This window comes from Metapseudomonas boanensis (assembly GCF_042232855.1).
Lineage (GTDB): Bacteria > Pseudomonadota > Gammaproteobacteria > Pseudomonadales > Pseudomonadaceae > Metapseudomonas > Metapseudomonas boanensis.
In genome coordinates, this window is record NZ_CP113889.1 from 4,067,593 (window position 1) to 4,085,732 (window position 18,140).

The following is an 18,140-nucleotide window of genomic DNA, read 5'->3' on the forward strand; positions in this document are numbered from 1 at the left end:
TGCGTATGACACGGGACGTCAGGGAATGATCTTGTCGCGCAGTTTTTCCGCTGCATGCTGCAGGGCCTGGATCACTTTCTCCTTGTCGTAGTTCTGGATGCCATTGGTGTCCAGGTACATTGAGAAACCGGGTAGTTCGTGTTCGACGTAGCTTGAGGCGGCGCCCAGGTCGCGGCGGAAGTCCACCACCTGGTAGATCTGCACGGGGCGGCTGAAGCCCTTGACGTTGATCTGGCCCTTGTCGCGACACATGATCACGTCCTTGACCAGCGAATAGGTCTCGTGGGAGATCAGGATCTCGCCGGCGTCGGAGGCGTTTTCCAGCCGGCTCGCCAGGTTCACTTCCCGGCCGATGATGGTGTAGTCCATGCGCGTGTCCGCACCGAAGTTGCCCACCGTGCAGTAGCCGGTATTGATGCCCATGCGGATTTCCAGCGGCTTGGTGATGCCCTGGGCGCGCCATTGCTGGCGCAGCACTTTCATGTGCTTGCGCATGGCGACCGCCATGGATGCTGCCGCTACCGCATCCTTCTTGGCGCCTTGGCTGGTCGGGTCGCCGAAGAAGACCATGACGCTGTCGCCAACGAATTTGTCGATGGTGCCGCCATACTTGAGGGCGATCTTCGACATATCGTTGAGGTAGGTGTTGAGCAGGTCCGTGAGGGCTTCGGCTTCCAGTTCCTCGGACAGTTCGGTGAAGCCTTTGATGTCGGAGAAGAACACGCTGAGCTTCTTGCGCTGGGTTTCCAATCGCACGCTTTTCTTGCCGCTGAAGATCGACTCCCAGACTTGCGGCGACAGGTATTTGGCGAGATTTCGCGCCAGGCGAGCGGCCTTTTCCTGCTCACGTTTGATCTCGCTGCGCACCTGCGCCAGGCGCAAGCCCTGCTGGTGCACGAAAAACGCGGTGATGCAGATGTAGGCCGTGGTGAAGAGGATGCTGACCAGGGATACCAGGACGGGGGGGCCGTCCTTGAAGGCTGGCTGAAGCAGCAGCCCGACCAGCGTCACGCTGACCGTTGCCGCAATCAGTACAAGCAGCATCTGGCTCAGCCCGCCAAGGATCATGGCACTGAAGCAGAGTGTCAGCAGGACCATCAGGCTGGGCACTACCGAGAAACCGAGCAGCGCGGCAGCGGCTCCGGCATGCAGGGCATCGATGCCGAGCAGAATGGTGTCGGTGCGGCGCATGTTTTCCGGCTTGACCCGCCGGCTCAGTTGCTGGGCCAGGTGCGGGTAGAGCAGGGCATAGGGAACCATCCAGAGGATGTCGATGCTGAAGTACTGGACGTAGGTGCCTGCCGCAATGCTGGCGGCGGTCGCCATATACGCGAGCACTCTGGAGTAATACTCGCGCAGCGGCGGCGTCGCCGTAAGAGGATCGAGTGTTGTTGGCTTCATTGGCTTGATTCTGTCCCTGATGCTTTATTGACGCCGGTTGCGAGCACACTACGCGCGCTGCAATTCCTAAGCCATGAGTGTAGCGGGGGAAGGATCATAACCGCGTGCTGCGTCGTCGGCCAGCCAGCCGGGCAGGCTGCCTTCGATGTGATACAGCCTAGTGGATCGAATGCCTGGGCTGGCCCCGGCCGCGCTTTGCGCCTACCCGGAATGCAGCAGCCTGGCTGCTTTGTGGGACTCAGAAGCGGATTCGGCCGGTGAAGGCATCCTTGAGCATCACCCAGTCACCCATAAAGCTATAGAGCGGGTACTTGAACGTGGCGGGCTTGTTCTTCTCGAAGACGAAATGGCCAACCCAGGCGAAACCGTAGCCGGCGAGTGGCAGTGCCACTAGCCACAGCCACTGCTGGGTGGCCAGTGCATAGCCGAGGATGAACAGGACCAGCAGGCTGCCAACGTAGTGAAGCCGTCGGCAGGTGTCATTGCTGTGCTCCTGCAAGTAGTAGGGATAGAACTCGGCGAAGCTGTTGAAACGCTGTGTGGAATCGATGGCCATGGCCCACCTCCGGCTCTTGTTGTCTTGAGAAAGTGTAGGACGGGTCCCCCTCCGAACCAGTGGCAAAGGGGGCCAGATTAGTATCCTTGCGCCCCACCAGCCCGTGGCCCTGCAAAGGGGCGTCCGGCGGTCAGCTCACTTTTGGATTATCCAGGTCACTGAAACCTGGGGGAAATATTCTTGATTTAGGGTGGCTGCACGTTTTCCTGAGGATCATCGTGTGAGTCGTGCAGCAAGAAACCTTCGAAAGACCCTGGACGCTGTGGCCATCAACAATGAGGCGGCCGCGATAGCCGTGATGCGGGCGGCCGATCGAATCGGCGATGAACTGCTAAGGCAGCAATTGTTCAATGTGGTCCGGCGGATGAACCAGGACGCGGCCGAGTTGCGGGTTGCCCGGGAGAAGGTTTCGGGAACGGGAGCCTGGATGGCTTGATCTCAGCGGGACGGGGCGTCGTGGCACGCGTGTGCGCCCTGCTGCGTCCCTTCTAGCTCTGATTCGGTCTCTGTTTGCTGGCTAACTATGTGAATCCTTGACACATTCTTGGATTGGATGTTTCGCCACCGTTGGCTTGATGTTAGAGTGCCATCGGTCGCCAAGGAAGGCGCCCATCTCAGCCGCTTGTCTCGGCATTCGCCGCACCTCCCCATTCGATCCCTTGCAAGAACCGTCGCGTGACTCGGCGAACCCGCACGGATACCTCTCACTGATGGCCCGGTATTTCGACCTGGGGCGGGCTGGATATGCCGCGACCAGGGTGAGTATTCTTGGTCGCCAACTCGTCTCGCCTCGACGCGAGTTGTCCTGAACCCATCATAAGAAGGCGTCATGAGCGAACGCACCACCTCTTCGAGCTGGGCCCTTGGCATTGTGCAGGCCCTGGAAATGGGCGGAGTCGACTGCCATAGCCTGTTTCCCGAACTCGGCCTTGACTACCAGGCGCTTAGCGACCCCGATGCGCGTTTCCCGCAGGATGGCATGACGCGCTTGTGGCTGCGTGCGGTCGAGCTGTCGGGGAATCCGGCCATTGGCCTGAACATGGCGAAAGTGGTACGCCCGGCTTCTTTCCATGTGGTCGGGTATGCGTTGATGTCCAGCCGGACCTTGAAGGAAGGCTTCGCTCGCCTGGTGCGATATCAGCGGATCATTGCCGAGGGGGCTGACCTGAGCTTCGACTCAACAACCGAAGGTTATGCCCTCAGTCTGGCGGTGCATGGCGATCGCCTGCCACCGGCACGGCAAAGTGCGGAAGCATCGATGGCCTATTGCCTGGCGTTCTGCCGTTGGATGACGGGGCGGTCGATCAATCCCCTGGAAATTCGTTTCCAGGGCGGGCCGCCGGCGAATCTGGAGCCTTATCGGCAGGTGTTTCAGGCACCATTGCGCTTCAACGCCGAGCAGTGTTCGCTGCTGTTCAGCCGCGCTGACATGGAAGCCAAGTTGCCGACCGCCAACGAGTCCCTGGCGCAGTTGCATGACCGGTTCGCGGGTGACTTCCTGGCCCGGTTCTCTGGTAGTCGGGTTACCCACCAGGCGCGGCAGGTACTTTGTCGGCTGCTGCCTCAGGGGGAGCCGAAGCGCGAGGTGGTGGCGCGCACCTTGTGCCTGTCTGAGCGCACCTTGCAGCGTCGCCTGCAGGAGGAGGGAACGAGCTTCCAGCAGTTGCTCGATGACACCCGTCGCGATCTGGCTGAGCAGTACCTTGCACAGCCGAGCCTGACGCTGCTGGAGATTGCCTACCTGCTGGGCTTTGCCGATCCCAGCAATTTCTTCCGGGCCTTCCGTCGCTGGTTCGATAGCACGCCCGGTGAGTACCGCGCGCGCCTCGAGTGATCCACTGGCGGCCTCAGTGTCGCCAGAAGTAGGGAGTGCAAAGCACCAGCACGGTAAGGATCTCCAGCCGACCCAGGAGCATGCCGAGGGTGAGCAACCATTTGGCGCCGTCGGGTAGGCTGGAGAAGTTGCCGGCTGGGCCGATGATCTCGCCCAGGCCCGGCCCCACGCCTGAGACGGTAGCCGCTGCGCCGGTTAGCGACGTGATCCAGTCCAGCCCCATCAGCGAGAGGCCCAGGGCTATAACGCAGATGATGATGGTGAAAAAGAAGGAGAACGTCAGAATCGAACGGACGATATCCTCGTCCAGGCGATGGCCGTTGTACTGCTGCTTGATTACCGCGCGAGGGTGGATCAGCTGATAGAGGTTGGCCTTGAGCAGGATATAGGCCACCTGGAAGCGGAAGATCTTGATGCCCCCTGCCGTGGAGCCGGAGCAGCCGCCTACGAATCCCAGATAGAAGAACAGCATCAGCGAGAAATTGCCCCACAGGCTGTAATCGCCAAGGGCGAAGCCGGTAGTGGTAAGAATGGACGTGGTGTTCACCGCGACGTGGCGCAGGGCGTCGAGCCAGTGCAGTTCGGTGGTAAGCCAGTACCAGGTGCCCAACACCGCCCAGATGCCCAGTAGCATCCCCAGAAAACCGCGCACTTGCTGGTCCCTGAGCAAGGCATTGCGATTTCCGCGCAGGACGGAAACGTACAGCATGAACGGCAGACTGCCGAGGATCATCACCACCACCGCAACCCAGTGAACGGCAGGTTGGTCCCACTTCGCCAGTGACTGGTCCGACGTGGAGAAACCGCCGGTGGCGATGGCCGACATGGCGTGGTTGACCGCGTCGAAGCCGTTCATGCCGGCCATCCAGAAGGCCAGGGTGCCCAATATGGTGAAGCCGACATACACCACCACGATGTACTTGGCCACCATGTGCGAGCGGGGCATGACCTTTTCCGAGCGGTCGGAGGACTCCGTCTGGAACAGCCGCATTCCGCCGATGCGCAGTAGCGGCAGGATCGCTACTGCCATGCCGATGAAGCCGATACCACCCAGCCAGTGCAGCAGTGAGCGCCACATCAGGATGCCCGGGGACATGGTGTCCAGGCCGCTGAGCACGGTGGCACCAGTGGCGGTGATCCCGGACATGCTCTCGAAATAGGCATCGGTGAAACTCAGATGCTGGGTAAAGAGGAAGGGCAGGGACGCGAAGGTCCCGACAACGATCCAACTGCTTACCGTGAGCAGATACATGTCCCTGGGGCGCAGATGCACCTGCTCCGGGCGACCTGGGATGACCAGCCCGAGGCCTGCAATGAAGGTAATCAGGCTCGACCAGATAAAGGCATTGATGTCCTGGGTGCGCTCGTAGGCCACCAGTATCGAGGCGGGAATCGCCATGCTCACAGCCAGGGTGATGAGAAAGATGCCGATTAGGAAGCCGATGATGCGCAGAGTCGGCAGGGCCATTGGGTGTGCGTTCCTGGAAGCTGGGCGAAAGGCGCAATTCTAGCTGCGCCAAGCATCGGGTTAAACGGTGATCTCAGTGTTTCCAGAAGGCCGGGGTGAGCAACACCAGCACCGTCAGGATTTCCAGTCGGCCTAGGAGCATGCCGACGGTAAGCAGCCACTTGGCGGAGTCTGGGAGGGTCGAGAAGTTGCCTACCGGTCCGATGATCGGCCCCAGTCCGGGGCCAACGTTGCAGACGGCAGTGGCGGCACCGGTCAACGCGGTGACCCAGTCGAGCCCGATCAGGCAGAGGCCCAGGGCAATCACACCGATGGTGATGGTGAAGAAGAAGGAAAAGGTGATCAGCGAGCGGACGATGTCGTCGTCCAGGTTGTGGCCGTTGTATTGTTGTTTGATCACCGCGCGAGGATGCACCAATTGCTGGAGGTTGGCCTTGAGCAACTGGTAGGCCACCTGGAAGCGGAAGATTTTCAGGCCGCCGGCCGTGGAGCCCGAACAACCGCCGACGAAGGTGAGATAGAAGAACAGCATGACCGAGAAGCTGCCCCAGAGCGTGTAGTCGCCCAAGGCGAAGCCTGTCGTGGTCACAACGGAGGTGATGTTGACGGCAACGATTCGGACCGCGTCCATCCAGTTATTCTCGGAGTTGGCCCACAGCCAGGTGCCAACAACCAGCCAGGAGGCCACCAGGAAGCCGACGAACCCGCGAACCTGGTGATCCTTGAGGAGCGCTTTGCGGTGACCGCGAAAGGTCGCCACGTAGAGGGTAAATGGCAGGCTACCGAGCATCATCAGAATCACCGCTACCCAGTGCACGGCCGGTTGTTTCCAGTTGGCCAACGACGAGTCCGATGTGGAGAAACCACCCGTGGAGATTGCTGCCATCGAGTGGTTGATCGACTCGAATGGGGTCATGCCGGCAGCCCAGAACGCAAAGGCGCCAATTACTGTCAGGCTTGTGTAAACGAGCAAGATGAACTTGGCCACCATGTGCGAGCGGGGCATCACCTTCTCACCCCAGTCGGATGACTCGGTCTGGAACAGGCGCATGCCACCGACCCGCAGCAGCGGCAGGATCGCCACTGCCATGCCGATAAAACCGATACCGCCCAGCCAGTGCAGCATCGAGCGCCAGATCAGCAGTCCTGGGGATGCGCTGTCGAGGCCGGTCAGGACCGTCGAGCCGGTGGTGGTGATGCCGGACATGGTCTCGAAGAAGGAGTCCGTGTAGCTGATGTGCTGGATCAGCACCATCGGCAAGGCGGCGAAGCAGCACACCACCACCCAGCTGGCGGTGGTCAGCATGTACATGTCCCGCGGGCGCAGGTGAACGTGTTCGGGGCGCCCGGGCAGGACCACCGCCAGCCCCGCGACAAAGGTGACCAGGCTCGACCACAGGAACGCATCCAGGTCGTCGGTGCGCTCGAACATCAACAGAGTGAGCATGGGGAAGACCATGCTGACGGCCAAGGTGATGAGAAAGAGGCCGATGATGAAGCCGATCATGCGCAGGGTCGGGAGGGACATGGAGTCCTCTTGGACTGGGAGTCAGGCGCGCCATTCTACGCATCCGCCCAGGCCGAAGGAACGGCCCCATGGGGGCTTCACAAGTTTATTGCGCGGGATAGAATAGCCAGCCAAGCGCCGGCCCTTGCCGGTTTCTGAGATCTGTTCATCATCATGTCCGAATCCAATCCATGCTTGGCGTGCGGCGCCTGTTGCGCGCATTTTCGTGTGTCTTTCTTTTGGGGTGAGTGCCAGTCCGCCGGCGGTATCGTGCCGGATGATCGGGTAGTCCAGATCAGCCCCCATCTGGTTGCTATGCAGGGGACCGAGAGCAAGCCCGTGCGTTGTGTCGGCCTACTCGGCGAGGTGGGTTGCGGCGTACGCTGTGCCTTGTACGAGCACCGCTCCAGCACCTGTCGGGAGTTCGAGGCGTCCTGGACCAATGGTGAGCACAACCCCCATTGCGATACAGCGCGAGCAGCCTACGGCATGCCGCCTTTGACACCGCCCTTGCAACCGCACCAGGTGCCGGATCGGGTGGCCTGACGATCTCCATCAGATAGAATGCCGGCTCTTTGGAATCTGGAGGTGGCCGATGGAGGCTCTCGACGCTCTGCTTAATCGTGTATCCCTGGCCCGCCTTCAGGAGCCTGCACCTGATGCAGCCCAGCGCGAGCTCTTGTTCCGGGCGGCATTGCGGGCGCCGGATCATGGTTATCTGCGGCCGTGGCGTTTCCTGACCGTTGAGGGCGCGGCGCGTGACAAGCTCGGCGAACTGTTCGCCTCTGCGCTGCTAAGCAAGGACCCGGAGGCGTCTGAGCAAGCCATCGCCAAGGCGCGTGCCATGCCGCTGCGTGCCCCGCTCCTGGTGGTGGTTATTGCCACGTTGCAGGCAGGTCACAAGGTGCCGGAGGGCGAGCAACTGCTGTCTGCCGGTTGTGCCGCTCACGGCATACTGCTTGCCGCCCATGCCCAAGGCCTTGGGGCCATGTGGCGCACAGGAGAGATGAGCTATGACCGCCAGGTGGCCGCCGGACTCGGCCTGAGTGAGCAGGAGCGCATCGTTGGTTTCCTCTACCTGGGCAGCGTTGCGGGCGAGCGACGCAATCCGCCAGAGCTGCAGCCAGCAGACTTCGTCAAGGCCTGGGCCTGATCAGAATTCAGGGGATAACGGAAGCTCCAGGGTGGCGGCGAAGCCCCCATCGGGGCGATTCTCCAGCTTCAAGGTACCGCCATGGCGCTCCGCCGCGCGGCGGGCGATGGCCAGGCCAAGACCGTGACCTGCCGCGGCCTGGTTGGGCGCGCGGTAGAACGGCTCACCCAGTCGTGTCAGGTGCTCCGAGGCGACTCCAGGCCCGTGGTCGCGCACGCGGATCAGTAACCGATCCGCTTCCTGGTATGCCGCGATCTCGATGGGCTGCCCGGGCGAGTTGAAGCGCAGGGCGTTGCGCAGGAGGTTGTCCAATGCGCGTTCCAGCATGTCGCGCCAGCCGTCCAGCTGGACTCCGCTTTCACATTCGACTCGCAGGACCTGTTCCGGATCCAGCAGCTTGGCATCGTCGACCAGTTCGTCCAGTAGCGGGCGTAGCTGGATCGGTTGGCGGGCGCCTGGCTCTGCATCCAGGCGTGCCAGTGCGAGAATTTCGCTGATCAAGGCTTCAAGCCGGTCGCATTCTTGGCTGAGTCGGGGCCAGAGGCGATCGCGCTGCTCTGGGGTGGCACGCTCAGCCAGGGCAAGGGCTACCCGCAGACGGGCGAGTGGCGAGCGTAGTTCATGGGAGACATCACGCAGCAATTGGCGTTGACTGCCAATCAGCCCCTGGAGTCGTTGTCCCATGCGGTTGAAATCACCTGCAAGTACGCCGAGCTCGTCGCGGCGGCGGGCCAGCCTGGACAGGCTGTCCTGCTGGTAGGCGGTTTGCCCCAGGTCGTGGACAGCACGACGTAGGCGGTTAAGCGGCCGGGTAATGGACAGGGTCAGCGCCAGGCTGAACAGGGTCAGCACCACCAATGCAATGACCAGGGCACTGATTGGCCACAGAAGGCTCCCACGGTGCCAGGCATCGAGTTCCGGGTAGGGAATGCGGTAGATCAGCAGGTAGGACTCGTTGCTGGTGGGGCTGGTGTACTCCTCAGTCAGTCGGCGCCAGGGCAGTCGGCGCTTGTTGGGGTGGCGCGCCTCGAAAGCCGCGGCGCGTGGCGGGAAGGTGCCTTCCACCACCGGATGTCCGGTGTCGTTAAGTATCTGCACGTCGATCCGGGCGCGGTGCCGGAAGCGCTCGAGGTAGCTCTGGGTGTCGCCTGGGCCCTGGGTTTCATAGCGCTGGACCAACTGCTCGGCGAGTCCTTGCAGGGCGGGATGACGGCTGAGGATCCAGGCGTCCTGATTCAGGGCGCGGCCAAGCAGGATCGACAGACCGGCTACGATAGCCAGGGCCAGCCACAGGGTTGCGAGAATCCGCCAGAACAGTGAGCGCACTCGAATACTCCTGAACAGCAAAGCCCACCAGGCCGGCTGGCCTGATGGGCAGGGTAGTGGGCCGTCGGCACGGGGCCGCGGGTGTTACTGGGCCTTTTTGTCCTTCTCAGCCTTCCAGGCCTCGAACTCGGCGCGTTCGGCACGGCGCTCTTCCAGCTTCTTCTGCAGGTCGTCGAAGGCTTGCTGCTGCTCGGGTTTGAGCTGCGCGCGGATCGCGTCGTGATTCTTGGTTTCAGCGGCTTTCAGCTCGTCCTGCATGGCCTTTCGCTCGGCGGCGGGCAGTTTGCCCAGGTAGCGCTGGGTGATCTCGTGGCGGCTTTTCATCTGTTCGCGCATCAGTTTGCCGATTTCCTGGCGCTGCTCGCGGGTAAGGTCCAGCTCTTTGAACATGCGCGCGCCACCGTAACCGTGTTCGTGGCGCGGGCCGCCTTCAGGCATGGCCATGGCCACAGTAGGCAGTGCGGCGGCGAGCAGCAGGGCGGTGAGTGTCTTGCGCATGGTGGTTCTCCTCGTCTTGATTCCGGCCAGTTGCCGGATGTGCCCAGTCTAGGGATGGCAGGGTCAAGGGCAGTCAGCCGAGGGTAAAGCCTGAGTAAAGAGGTGCCGGTCAGGTTGAGCGTTTGTAGGAGCGAACTCATTCGCGAGACGCTGTGTAGCATCGCCGATGGGGCTGCCGCTGTCAGGCGCTGTAGTAGTAGCCGCGGCTACGCAGCGCCAGGATGCGCGGGCGGCCGTCGGCATGCAGACCGAGCTTCTTGCGCAGGTTGCTGACGTGCATGTCGAGGCTGCGGTCGTATAGGGTGAGCTTGCGTCCCAGCGCCAGTTGCGCCAGGTGTTGCTTATCAAGGGGCTCACCGGGCTGGCGCAGCAGGGCTTCCAGGATCCGGCCTTCGGACAGGGTCAGGCTGATCTCGTGGTCACCGATGGTCACGACGCCGCGCACCGGGCTGTAGCAAAGGTCACCCAGTTCCAGTTGGCTGGACTGCTGGGGCGGCAGTGTGCGGCGCAGCACGGCGCGCAGGCGGGCCGTGAGCTCGCGTGGGTCGCAGGGTTTGGCCAGGTAGTCATCGGCGCCCAGCTCCAGGCCGAGGATCCGGTCCAGGGGCTCGCCGCGTGCCGAGAGCATCAGCACCGGCAGTTCCGGGTGGTCGCTGCGCAGTTGCTTGAGTAGTTCCAGGCCGCTGCCGTCGGGCAGCATGACATCAAGCACCACGGCGGCGGGTGTCTGTTCGGCGAGGGCGAGGCGTGCCGAGCGGCCATCGTGGCACGCACGCGCGCTGAAGCCTTCCTGGCCAAGCCAACTGATCAGGAGCTCGCAGAGCTCCTGGTCGTCGTCGATAAGCAGCAGTTCGCTCATGGGGTAGGGGTATAGGTCAATTGATCCATTGGCGGCGATGTCGTTGGCTACCGCGAGCGGGCATGCCGCTCTCCTGGGAAAGGACGGGGACGCCACCATCCACGGCGAGTCGGCTTGCGGCTCGCCGACGAAGACAGTGCGCGCAGTTATCTCAGGGGTAGACCTGCTTGAACGGTTTTACCAGCACGTCCGCGTAGACGCCGGCTGCGCGGTAGGGGTCTGCGTCCGCCCAGGCCTGTGCTGCGGCCAGGGATTCGAACTCGGCGACGATCAGGCTGCCAGTGAAGCCCGCGCTACCTGGGTCGTTGCTGTCTACGGCGGGGTGCGGGCCCGCCAGCACGAGGCGGCCTTCGGCCTTCAGTTGCTCCAGGCGGGCGAGGTGTGCAGGGCGGCTGGCGAGGCGGTTCTCCAGGGAGTTGGCAACGTCGCTAGCAATGATGGCGTAGAGCATGGCGGTCCTTATTGGTGAGGTTTCTGGGTTTCGCCGTCATGGATGTGACGGGCGAGGAAGATGCCCTGTCCGACCAGGAACAATACGGTCATGCCCAAGCTGCCGAAGACTTTGAAGTCGACCCAGAACTCGTGGAAGGTGAAGGCCACGAACAGGTTGGCGAAGCCGCAGGCCAGGAAGAACATGATCCACGCCACGTTCAGGCGGACCCAGATTGGCTGGGGCAGATTGACCGCGTGGCCCATGATGCGCTGGATCAGTGGCTTGTCACCAATGAAGTGGCTGGCAGCAAAGCCCAGGGCGAACAACCAGTTCACGACCGGTGCCTTCCATTTGAGGAAGGTCTCGCTGTGGAAGGCCAGGGTCATGCCGCCGAATACCAGGCACGCCACCAAGGTCAGCCATTGGCCTTTTTCCAGCCGACGCTGGAGCAGGAACAGGGTGCCGTAGACGATCAGCGAACTGACGATCAAAACGGCGGTAGCGCTGAAAATTCCGCCTAGCATATAGGTATGCCCGGCAAGGTCGACGGCGCGAGGATCCAGTTTGTAGACGATGAAGAAGAGGATAAGCGGGATGAAGTCGATGAATTGTTTCACGGCGGCAGCCAGAAGCGGGATGTGGCGGCATAATAACAAACCATTCCCTTAGCGAAAGCCGACCCCATGCAGATTGACCTGCACTGCCACAGTACAGCCTCCGATGGCGCCCTGGCCCCCGCCGCCCTGGTTGCGCGCGCGCGCGAGCGCGGTGTACAGGTCCTGGCGCTGACCGACCACGATACCCTGGAGGGGCTGGATGAGGCCCGCGAAGCGGCCAAGTCGCTGGATATGCAACTGATAAACGGCATCGAGCTGTCTTGCACCTGGGGTGGCGCGACTATCCACGTCCTGGGCTATGCGTTCGACACGGATGCGCCGGCGCTGGTCGCGGCGATTGCCTCGCTGCGCGAGGGGCGTTGGGCCCGCGCAGAAGAAATCTCACGTCGCTTAGCCGCCAAGGGTATGCCCGGCGCCCTGGAAGGCGCTCGAGCCGTACAACAGCAGCTGGGGGACAGCGGTAACGCCCCGGCACGTCCGCATTTTGCCGAGTTTCTCGTGCGCGAAGGCCATGTCAGCGATCGTTCCGACGCGTTCCGAAAATGGCTGGGCGCGGGCAAGCTTGGCGATGTGAAACAGCATTGGCCCACCTTGGAAGAGGCAGTTGGTACGCTACGTGCTGCGGGCGCCTGGATCAGCCTGGCACACCCCTGGCAATACAATTTCACTGGCGCCAAGCGACGCAAGCTGGTGGCCGACTTCATCAAGGCTGGAGGCCATGCGCTCGAAGTCGCCAATGGCCTACAGCCCGCTGACCAGGTAGGTTGCTTGGCCGGTTTGGCGCGCGAGTTCGGCATGTTGGTGAGTGCCGGAAGCGATTTTCATGCACCCTGCGAATGGTCGGAGCTGGGCATGTACCGACCGTTGCCGGACGATTTGCCGCCAATCTGGGCGCGCTTCCGCCATGCACACAGCCATATTGCTGCCCTCTGAACAGGGAGAAGTCGTGAGTCAATTTTTCCAGGTACACCCGGAAAACCCCCAGCCGCGCCTGATAAAACAGGCAGTGGAGATCATCAAGGCCGGTGGCGTGATCGTCTATCCGACGGACTCATCTTACGCGCTGGGTTGCCTGATCGGCGACAAGGGGGCGGTGGAGCGAATCCGCCGGCTGCGTCGCCTGGATGAAAAGCACAATTTCACCCTGGTGTGTCGAGACCTGTCGGAATTGGGCGTGTTCGCCAAGGTCGATACCGCGGCGTTCCGACTGCTGAAGGGGCATACCCCGGGTCCGTATACGTTCATCCTCAGTGCGACCCGGGAGGTCCCGCGCATGCTCATGCATCCAAAACGGCGGACCATTGGGCTACGCGTGCCGAACCATCCCATCGCCTTGGCGCTGCTGGAGCAACTGGGGGCGCCGCTGATGAGCACCAGTCTGATTCTGCCGGGCGAAACGCTACCGATGAGCGACCCCTACGAAATGCGCCAGATCCTCGAGCATCAGGTCGACCTTATCATCGATGGCGGCCCCGGCGGGATGGAGGCCTCCACCGTGATCAACCTGTCCGAAGGCGAGCCCGAGGTGGTGCGCGTGGGCTGTGGCGACCCTGAGCCTTTCCTGAGCGAGGAATAACCTCGGCCTCGCATCGACTCAGAGCAGGATTGCCACCACGATCACGATCAGCAGAATGAGCAGGAAATCCGTCCCGCTCAGTGCTCCGCCTGCCGGCAGCGAGTCGATGCGCTGCGATAATTGAGCAGCTTCCTCCGCCGTCAGGGCTTTTACGCGGGCCCGGGCTGTGGCCGGATCGACACCCAATGACTGCATTTCGTCCGCGACGGTGGCTTGCGAGAGAAATGCTTCGATCTTGGCGTGATCATCCTGGATTTGCTGAGTCGCTATCGCCTCCTGCGTGCTGATGAGGCCAGCTTGGGCGGTCGCGGCGGGCAGCAGAGCGAGGCAAATGAGGATCAAGGCAGCGCTGGACATCAGGGTCAGTCGTTTCATGGCATCCTCCCGAGTTTCCGCTTGAGACATCCGTGGACTGGTTCGTGCTTTGTAAGTCTGGCACAGAGTGATACTTTCAGCGCTTTCCTACTGACTGGTAACGTCAGCGCCCCAGGCCTGATGAGAGGATCCCATGCAAGACACGCCGCCAACCGAGGCTGGCGAGGAGCAGGCCAGCGCCCAGCAGGAGTTGCCTTTTGCCCTGGTCTACGGTCAGGCGATCACCGAGTTGCCGCAGGACCTTTACATCCCGCCCGACGCGCTGGAAATCTTCCTCGAGGCTTTCGAAGGCCCACTCGACTTGCTGCTCTACCTGATTCGCAAGCAGAACATCGACATTCTCGATATCCCGGTCGCCGCGATCACCCATCAGTACATGGCCTACGTGGAGCTGATGAAATCGGTGCGTCTGGAACTCGCGGCCGAATACCTGGTGATGGCCGCCATGCTCGCCGAGATCAAGTCCCGCATGCTCCTGCCGCGCTCCAACGAGGTTGAGGCCGAGGAAGAAGACCCGCGGGCAGAGCTGATTCGTCGCTTGCAGGAGTACGAGCGCTTCAAGCAGGCGGCAGAAGGCATCGATGAGCTGCCCCGTGTAGGCCGCGACCTGACGGTGCCGCGGCTGGACGCCCCGCAGGCGCGTGCGCGCAAGCTGCTGCCGGACGTCTGCCTGGAAGAACTGCTGCTTTCGATGGCTGAGGTGTTGCGCCGTGCTGATCTATTCGAAAGCCACCAGGTCACCCGTGAGGCGCTATCTACCCGCGAGCGCATGAGCGAAGTGCTGGAGAAGCTCAAGGGCGGCGCTTTCGTCCCGTTCGTCGCCCTGTTCGCTGCGGAGGAAGGGCGCCTCGGCGTGGTGGTGACCTTCATGGCGGTATTGGAGCTGATCAAGGAATCCCTGGTCGAACTGGTGCAGAATGAGCCCTTCGCCCCGATCCACGTGCGTGCCCGAGCCGAATAAATGAACCTGAACGACCCCAAGGAACTCGCCTTTCTGCTGGAAGCCTTTCTGCTGGCCTCTGGCAAGCCCCTGTCGCTTGAGCGTTTGGCTGAGCTCTTTGAGGAGGGCGAGCGTCCGGAGTTGTCGTTGATCCGTTCAGCCCTGGCGATCCTGGCGAAAAGTTGCGAGGGCAGGGCGTTCGAGCTCAATGAGGTGGCATCCGGCTATCGCCTGCAGGTGCGTGAATGCTATTCGCCTTGGGTGGGCCGTCTTTGGGAGGAGCGCCCGCAGCGTTATTCGCGGGCGATGCTGGAAACTCTGGCGCTGATTGCCTATCGGCAGCCCATCACGCGCGGCGAGATCGAAGACGTTCGTGGCGTGGCGGTCAACAGCCAGACCATCAAGACTTTGCTCGAGCGTGAGTGGATTCGGATCGTTGGATACCGCGACGTCCCTGGCAAGCCAGCGATGTTTGCCACCACCAGGGCATTTCTCGACCATTTCAACCTGAAGAGCCTGGAAGAGCTGCCACCACTGGCCGCACTACGTGAGCTGGAGCCGGAACCGGTGCTGGGGCTGGATGAAGACGACGTACCCGTACCGGAGGGATTGCAGGCCCGTGCTGATGCGCAGGTGTCCGCCGAGCCTCGCGAGGAGACTAGCTTCCGCTCGCTGCTGGCAGAGCTCGATGATATGGAGCAGGGCTTGAAGACCGACTTCGATGATCTGCTGCAGGATGCAGACGAAGACGAAGACGAAGACGAAGACGAGGCCGTGATGGCCGAAGATGATGACGAGCCGCTGTCCGATGAAGTGCTTAATTGATTGCAGTCTGGCCGCTGGTCGGCGGATGGGCTGACGCGGAGGCACGACTCAACTAGCCTGAGCTCCGTCGGCCGCGTATGATGCGCGGCCTTTTTGTCTGCTACACCGGGAGGTGCCCAGATGAGTGACATCGAATACAGCCCCGCAGGGGAAAAGCTGCAGAAGGTCCTGGCCCGTATGGGGCTGGCCTCGCGCCGCGATATTGAGGCCTGGATCAGTGAAGGCCGTGTCAAGGTCAATGGCGAGGTTGCCAGCCTGGGCCAACGCGTTGACACCCATGACGCCATCAGCGTCGATGGTCGTCTGCTCAAACGGGAAGAAGCGATTGAGAGCGTTCGCCGCGTACTGATCTACAACAAGCCAGATGGTGAAGTCTGCACCCGTGACGATCCGGAGGGCCGCCCCACTGTTTTCGAACGTCTGCCGCGCCTGAAGGCGGGTCGCTGGATCAACATCGGCCGCCTAGACATCAATACGACCGGTCTGCTGCTGTTCACCACTGATGGTGAGTTGGCCAATCGCCTGATGCACCCCTCATATGAAATGGACCGCGAGTACGCCGTGCGCGTGCGAGGTGAAGTCACTGACGAAATCCTCGCGAACCTCAAGCAGGGCGTGATGCTGGATGATGGCCCGGCCAAGTTCACCGATATCCAGGAAGCACCTGGCGGCGAAGGACTCAATCATTGGTACCACTGCGTGGTGATGGAAGGCCGTAACCGCGAAGTGCGTCGTCTCTGGGAGTCCCAGGGGCTGGTGGTCAGCCGTCTGAAGCGGGTGCGTTTCGGTCCGGTGTTCATGACCTCCGACCTGACGATGGGGCGCTGGCGCGAGATGAGCCAAGGCGAAGTCGACATTCTGAGTGCCGAAGTTGGCCTGAAGCCAGTGGCTTTACCTGCCATGAAGGGCAAGTCCCGCGAAAAGCTGGACCGTCTGCAGCGTAAGTCGGCGAAGCCGGTTCCTGCCCGCGCACCGCGTCGTGACGACGTCGAGCGCCCGGTCCGCGGGCCGCGCAGCGATTCGAGCGAGCGTCCGGCACGTGGCCCGCGTAGCGATTCGGGTGAGCGTCCTGCTCGTGGCCCGCGAAGCGATTCGAGCGAGCGTCCGGCACGTGGCCCACGCAGTGAATCAGGTGAGCGTCCAGCCCGTGGGCCGCGGAATGAGTCGAGCGATCGTCCGGCTCGTGCACCCCGTCCGGCCGCTCGCGGTGGTGAAGGTCGTGGCACGCCGGTCGCTGAGCGTCCTCGAGACGTCAACAAGAAGCGTCCGGGCAAGCCGCAACACGAGCGTCCGGCGGTCGAGTTGGCTGATCGTCCCGCGCGCAAGCCCAAGCCGCAGCGCCCGGAGAACAAGCGCAGCGGCCCGCCGGCTAGCGAGGGGCAGCGTCCTGGCTTTGGCCGCCGCCGCTGATCGCTTCAGCCAGTGAATGCACAAGGGGCCCAATGGGGCCCTTTGTTCATTCGCGATGGTATGGGCTGGTGTTTCCAGCGAGGTGCCAAGATCAGCTCAACGCGCTCAGGTAACGCACGACGTCGGTGGCACCCACCAGGCGTAGCCCTTCGCCCAATGCCGTGGCCTCGACATGGTCTTTAGGCAGCATGAGGAACTCGGGGGCACCGACATTGCGCAGGAACTTCAGGCGGGAATAGGGAATGCCGGTGTCCAGCAAAAGTCCCATGAAAGCCGGATCGCTCCAGGCTTGCGTGGGCATTGCCAGCATGTGGTAGCGCATATCCAGCTGCGCCAGTCCTTCCGGCCTGAGCTGGTAATGGGTCACCTCGGCGGGCAGCGTGGTTTCCAGTTGGCGCAGTCGCGCATAGGAGATGGCAGCAGCAAATGCCTCGGTGTGTTGCTCGCCACACCAGAACATTCGGCTGCCGAGCCAACTGGCCCGACAGAGGTTGATGGGGTCGCCGGCGAGGAATCTCGGCAACGGCAGGCTGATGGCCTTGATGAAGTCCTTGTAGCTGATGATTTTGACGGACCGGATGTGCAGGCTGGCCAGGTAATCCTCGAAGCTGGGCGTCGGGGGCAGGTCCACATTGCTGTTGTTCAGCCCGTCGACCTGGCGCAGGTCAATGCTGGGCAGCTGATGCTGTTTCCGTTCCACCAGGCGAATCAAAACAGCGTGGGCGTCGGCCTTGTGCTCCTGAACGGGGCCAGACAGTGCGCCTCGCGGCAGTTCGACCAGCCGCTGCAGGGGTGGGCCGGCCTGCCACCAGATGCTGGGCTCGATTTTGGGTAGGGGCGCAAACGGAAGCCGGAGCTGGCAGGCTTTTTCGAAGATCCGCCGCGGTGCCTGATTACCAAGGCCAAAACGCTGGGCCAATGCAGCCAAGCGGGCGGTCAGCGTATTGGGCAGCAGCATGCTCATGGCCTGTTGGATACTCCCGGGTCACGACTGGCAGTGTGGCAGAAGGTTGTTGCCGTCGCACAATCAACCGTGGCCAATTCCGCTTGGCGGAAGCCGAATGTATACAAACGGATTGGCATAATCATCGTGGACATTTTCGAGGATGCCTCCGTGCCCAGTCTCGTGCTGGATATTTCCCTGGCTGCCGAAGCGTTCCTGGCAGTCTACCAAGGTCGCGCAAATCGTATATTACTGAAAAGCCGAGATGGCCGCAGGGTGAGCCTGCCGGCCCATCACCTGCGGCCGTATATTGGTCATGAGGGTGTGCGCGGTTGCTTCCAACTGGAGTTCAGTGGAGATGGCCGTCTGTTGAGTCTGCATCGCCTCGCGTGATGGGGGTTGCGCAGCTATAATCGCCG

At 62.1% G+C, this 18,140-nt stretch carries 21 protein-coding genes; 10 read left to right on the forward strand and 11 right to left on the reverse strand.

All coding sequences use genetic code 11. From position 1 onward, the window contains the following. Positions 1-18: 18 nt before the first annotated feature. Positions 19-1,401 (reverse strand): adenylate/guanylate cyclase domain-containing protein, encoded by a 1,383-nt coding sequence (locus OXH74_RS19030; RefSeq protein WP_375738356.1) that lies wholly within the window; start codon positions 1,399-1,401, stop codon positions 19-21. Positions 1,402-1,639: 238 nt separating this feature from the next. Continuing rightward, complete coding sequence (locus OXH74_RS19035) at positions 1,640-1,957, reverse strand: Mpo1-like protein (protein WP_375738357.1); 318 nt, start codon at positions 1,955-1,957, stop codon at positions 1,640-1,642. 220 nt (positions 1,958-2,177) lie between these two features. Between OXH74_RS19035 and OXH74_RS19040 the strand changes: the two genes are divergently transcribed. Further along, a complete protein-coding gene (locus OXH74_RS19040; protein WP_215370010.1) occupies positions 2,178-2,393 on the forward strand; it encodes a hypothetical protein in 216 nt (71 codons plus the stop codon). Positions 2,394-2,786: 393 nt separating this feature from the next. After that, positions 2,787-3,791 (forward strand): AraC family transcriptional regulator, encoded by a 1,005-nt coding sequence (locus OXH74_RS19045; RefSeq protein WP_375738358.1) that lies wholly within the window; start codon positions 2,787-2,789, stop codon positions 3,789-3,791. 13 nt (positions 3,792-3,804) lie between these two features. On the opposite strand, the gene OXH74_RS19050 is transcribed toward OXH74_RS19045, so the two are convergent. Both OXH74_RS19050 and OXH74_RS19055 read right to left on the reverse strand, forming a co-directional pair. Beyond that, positions 3,805-5,259 (reverse strand): TrkH family potassium uptake protein, encoded by a 1,455-nt coding sequence (locus OXH74_RS19050; RefSeq protein WP_215370015.1) that lies wholly within the window; start codon positions 5,257-5,259, stop codon positions 3,805-3,807. A gap of 73 nt (positions 5,260-5,332) precedes the next feature. Beyond that, positions 5,333-6,787, reverse strand: a complete 1,455-nt coding sequence (locus OXH74_RS19055; RefSeq protein ID WP_375738359.1) for a TrkH family potassium uptake protein — start codon at positions 6,785-6,787, stop codon at positions 5,333-5,335. A 153-nt stretch (positions 6,788-6,940) separates the two neighbouring features. Here OXH74_RS19055 and OXH74_RS19060 point away from each other — a divergent pair, with 153 nt between their 5' ends. Beyond that, complete coding sequence (locus tag OXH74_RS19060) at positions 6,941-7,312, forward strand: YkgJ family cysteine cluster protein (protein ID WP_375738360.1); 372 nt, start codon at positions 6,941-6,943, stop codon at positions 7,310-7,312. Between the two features lie 49 nt (positions 7,313-7,361). Next, positions 7,362-7,919 carry a nitroreductase family protein gene (locus OXH74_RS19065; RefSeq protein WP_375738361.1) on the forward strand — a complete coding sequence of 186 codons (558 nt, stop codon included), beginning with the start codon at positions 7,362-7,364 and terminating at the stop codon, positions 7,917-7,919. Here the strand turns inward: OXH74_RS19065 and OXH74_RS19070 are convergent, their stop codons facing one another. The 5 genes from OXH74_RS19070 to OXH74_RS19090 all read right to left on the reverse strand — a co-directional run bounded on the left by OXH74_RS19070 (position 7,920) and on the right by OXH74_RS19090 (position 11,652). Further along, positions 7,920-9,245, reverse strand: coding sequence for an ATP-binding protein (locus tag OXH74_RS19070; protein ID WP_375738362.1), 1,326 nt, complete (start codon positions 9,243-9,245; stop codon positions 7,920-7,922). An 84-nt stretch (positions 9,246-9,329) separates the two neighbouring features. Continuing rightward, positions 9,330-9,743 (reverse strand): Spy/CpxP family protein refolding chaperone, encoded by a 414-nt coding sequence (locus OXH74_RS19075; RefSeq protein WP_375738363.1) that lies wholly within the window; start codon positions 9,741-9,743, stop codon positions 9,330-9,332. Positions 9,744-9,924: 181 nt separating this feature from the next. Continuing rightward, positions 9,925-10,602, reverse strand: a complete 678-nt coding sequence (locus OXH74_RS19080) for a response regulator transcription factor (protein ID WP_375738364.1) — start codon at positions 10,600-10,602, stop codon at positions 9,925-9,927. 151 nt (positions 10,603-10,753) lie between these two features. Next, a complete protein-coding gene (locus OXH74_RS19085) occupies positions 10,754-11,053 on the reverse strand; it encodes a YciI family protein (RefSeq protein ID WP_215370029.1) in 300 nt (99 codons plus the stop codon). Between the two features lie 8 nt (positions 11,054-11,061). Continuing rightward, positions 11,062-11,652, reverse strand: coding sequence for a septation protein A (locus OXH74_RS19090; protein ID WP_375738365.1), 591 nt, complete (start codon positions 11,650-11,652; stop codon positions 11,062-11,064). 66 nt (positions 11,653-11,718) lie between these two features. Here OXH74_RS19090 and OXH74_RS19095 point away from each other — a divergent pair, with 66 nt between their 5' ends. Both OXH74_RS19095 and OXH74_RS19100 read left to right on the forward strand, forming a co-directional pair. Then, entirely contained in the window at positions 11,719-12,585 is an 867-nt protein-coding gene (locus tag OXH74_RS19095) for a PHP domain-containing protein (protein ID WP_215370034.1), read from the forward strand. A gap of 13 nt (positions 12,586-12,598) precedes the next feature. Beyond that, a complete protein-coding gene (locus OXH74_RS19100) occupies positions 12,599-13,228 on the forward strand; it encodes an L-threonylcarbamoyladenylate synthase (protein ID WP_375738366.1) in 630 nt (209 codons plus the stop codon). Between the two features lie 18 nt (positions 13,229-13,246). Here the strand turns inward: OXH74_RS19100 and OXH74_RS19105 are convergent, their stop codons facing one another. Continuing rightward, a complete protein-coding gene (locus OXH74_RS19105) occupies positions 13,247-13,603 on the reverse strand; it encodes a PA2779 family protein (RefSeq protein ID WP_375738367.1) in 357 nt (118 codons plus the stop codon). 262 nt (positions 13,604-13,865) lie between these two features. Between OXH74_RS19105 and OXH74_RS19110 the strand changes: the two genes are divergently transcribed. From OXH74_RS19110 to rluB, 3 genes are all read left to right on the forward strand, one after another. Then, positions 13,866-14,564: a segregation and condensation protein A gene (locus tag OXH74_RS19110; protein WP_375741647.1), complete on the forward strand. Its 699-nt coding sequence runs from the start codon at positions 13,866-13,868 to the stop codon at positions 14,562-14,564. Continuing rightward, the gene (gene scpB / locus OXH74_RS19115) at positions 14,565-15,368 is read left to right on the forward strand and encodes an SMC-Scp complex subunit ScpB (RefSeq protein ID WP_375738368.1); all 804 of its coding nucleotides are present in this window, start codon (positions 14,565-14,567) and stop codon (positions 15,366-15,368) included. A gap of 120 nt (positions 15,369-15,488) precedes the next feature. Further along, positions 15,489-16,778, forward strand: coding sequence for a 23S rRNA pseudouridine(2605) synthase RluB (rluB, locus tag OXH74_RS19120; protein ID WP_375738369.1), 1,290 nt, complete (start codon positions 15,489-15,491; stop codon positions 16,776-16,778). A gap of 91 nt (positions 16,779-16,869) precedes the next feature. On the opposite strand, the gene OXH74_RS19125 is transcribed toward rluB, so the two are convergent. Continuing rightward, a complete protein-coding gene (locus tag OXH74_RS19125; protein WP_375738370.1) occupies positions 16,870-17,742 on the reverse strand; it encodes a DUF6685 family protein in 873 nt (290 codons plus the stop codon). A 150-nt stretch (positions 17,743-17,892) separates the two neighbouring features. Here OXH74_RS19125 and OXH74_RS19130 point away from each other — a divergent pair, with 150 nt between their 5' ends. After that, positions 17,893-18,114: a DUF2835 domain-containing protein gene (locus tag OXH74_RS19130; RefSeq protein WP_375738371.1), complete on the forward strand. Its 222-nt coding sequence runs from the start codon at positions 17,893-17,895 to the stop codon at positions 18,112-18,114. The last annotated feature ends 26 nt before the right edge of the window (positions 18,115-18,140 follow it).

What these genes read in the sequence shown, in the direction of transcription:
- OXH74_RS19030 (WP_375738356.1), bottom strand. Translation starts at nt 1,401, where the DNA reads ATGAAGCCAACAACACTCGATCCTCTTACGGCGACGCCGCCGCTGCGC.
- OXH74_RS19035 (WP_375738357.1), bottom strand. Translation starts at nt 1,957, where the DNA reads ATGGCCATCGATTCCACACAGCGTTTCAACAGCTTCGCCGAGTTCTAT.
- OXH74_RS19045 (WP_375738358.1), top strand. Translation starts at nt 2,787, where the DNA reads ATGAGCGAACGCACCACCTCTTCGAGCTGGGCCCTTGGCATTGTGCAG.
- OXH74_RS19050 (WP_215370015.1), bottom strand. Translation starts at nt 5,259, where the DNA reads ATGGCCCTGCCGACTCTGCGCATCATCGGCTTCCTAATCGGCATCTTT.
- OXH74_RS19055 (WP_375738359.1), bottom strand. Translation starts at nt 6,787, where the DNA reads ATGTCCCTCCCGACCCTGCGCATGATCGGCTTCATCATCGGCCTCTTT.
- OXH74_RS19060 (WP_375738360.1), top strand. Translation starts at nt 6,941, where the DNA reads ATGTCCGAATCCAATCCATGCTTGGCGTGCGGCGCCTGTTGCGCGCAT.
- OXH74_RS19065 (WP_375738361.1), top strand. Translation starts at nt 7,362, where the DNA reads ATGGAGGCTCTCGACGCTCTGCTTAATCGTGTATCCCTGGCCCGCCTT.
- OXH74_RS19075 (WP_375738363.1), bottom strand. Translation starts at nt 9,743, where the DNA reads ATGCGCAAGACACTCACCGCCCTGCTGCTCGCCGCCGCACTGCCTACT.
- OXH74_RS19080 (WP_375738364.1), bottom strand. Translation starts at nt 10,602, where the DNA reads ATGAGCGAACTGCTGCTTATCGACGACGACCAGGAGCTCTGCGAGCTC.
- OXH74_RS19085 (WP_215370029.1), bottom strand. Translation starts at nt 11,053, where the DNA reads ATGCTCTACGCCATCATTGCTAGCGACGTTGCCAACTCCCTGGAGAAC.
- OXH74_RS19095 (WP_215370034.1), top strand. Translation starts at nt 11,719, where the DNA reads ATGCAGATTGACCTGCACTGCCACAGTACAGCCTCCGATGGCGCCCTG.
- OXH74_RS19105 (WP_375738367.1), bottom strand. Translation starts at nt 13,603, where the DNA reads ATGAAACGACTGACCCTGATGTCCAGCGCTGCCTTGATCCTCATTTGC.
- scpB (WP_375738368.1), top strand. Translation starts at nt 14,565, where the DNA reads ATGAACCTGAACGACCCCAAGGAACTCGCCTTTCTGCTGGAAGCCTTT.
- rluB (WP_375738369.1), top strand. Translation starts at nt 15,489, where the DNA reads ATGAGTGACATCGAATACAGCCCCGCAGGGGAAAAGCTGCAGAAGGTC.
- OXH74_RS19125 (WP_375738370.1), bottom strand. Translation starts at nt 17,742, where the DNA reads ATGAGCATGCTGCTGCCCAATACGCTGACCGCCCGCTTGGCTGCATTG.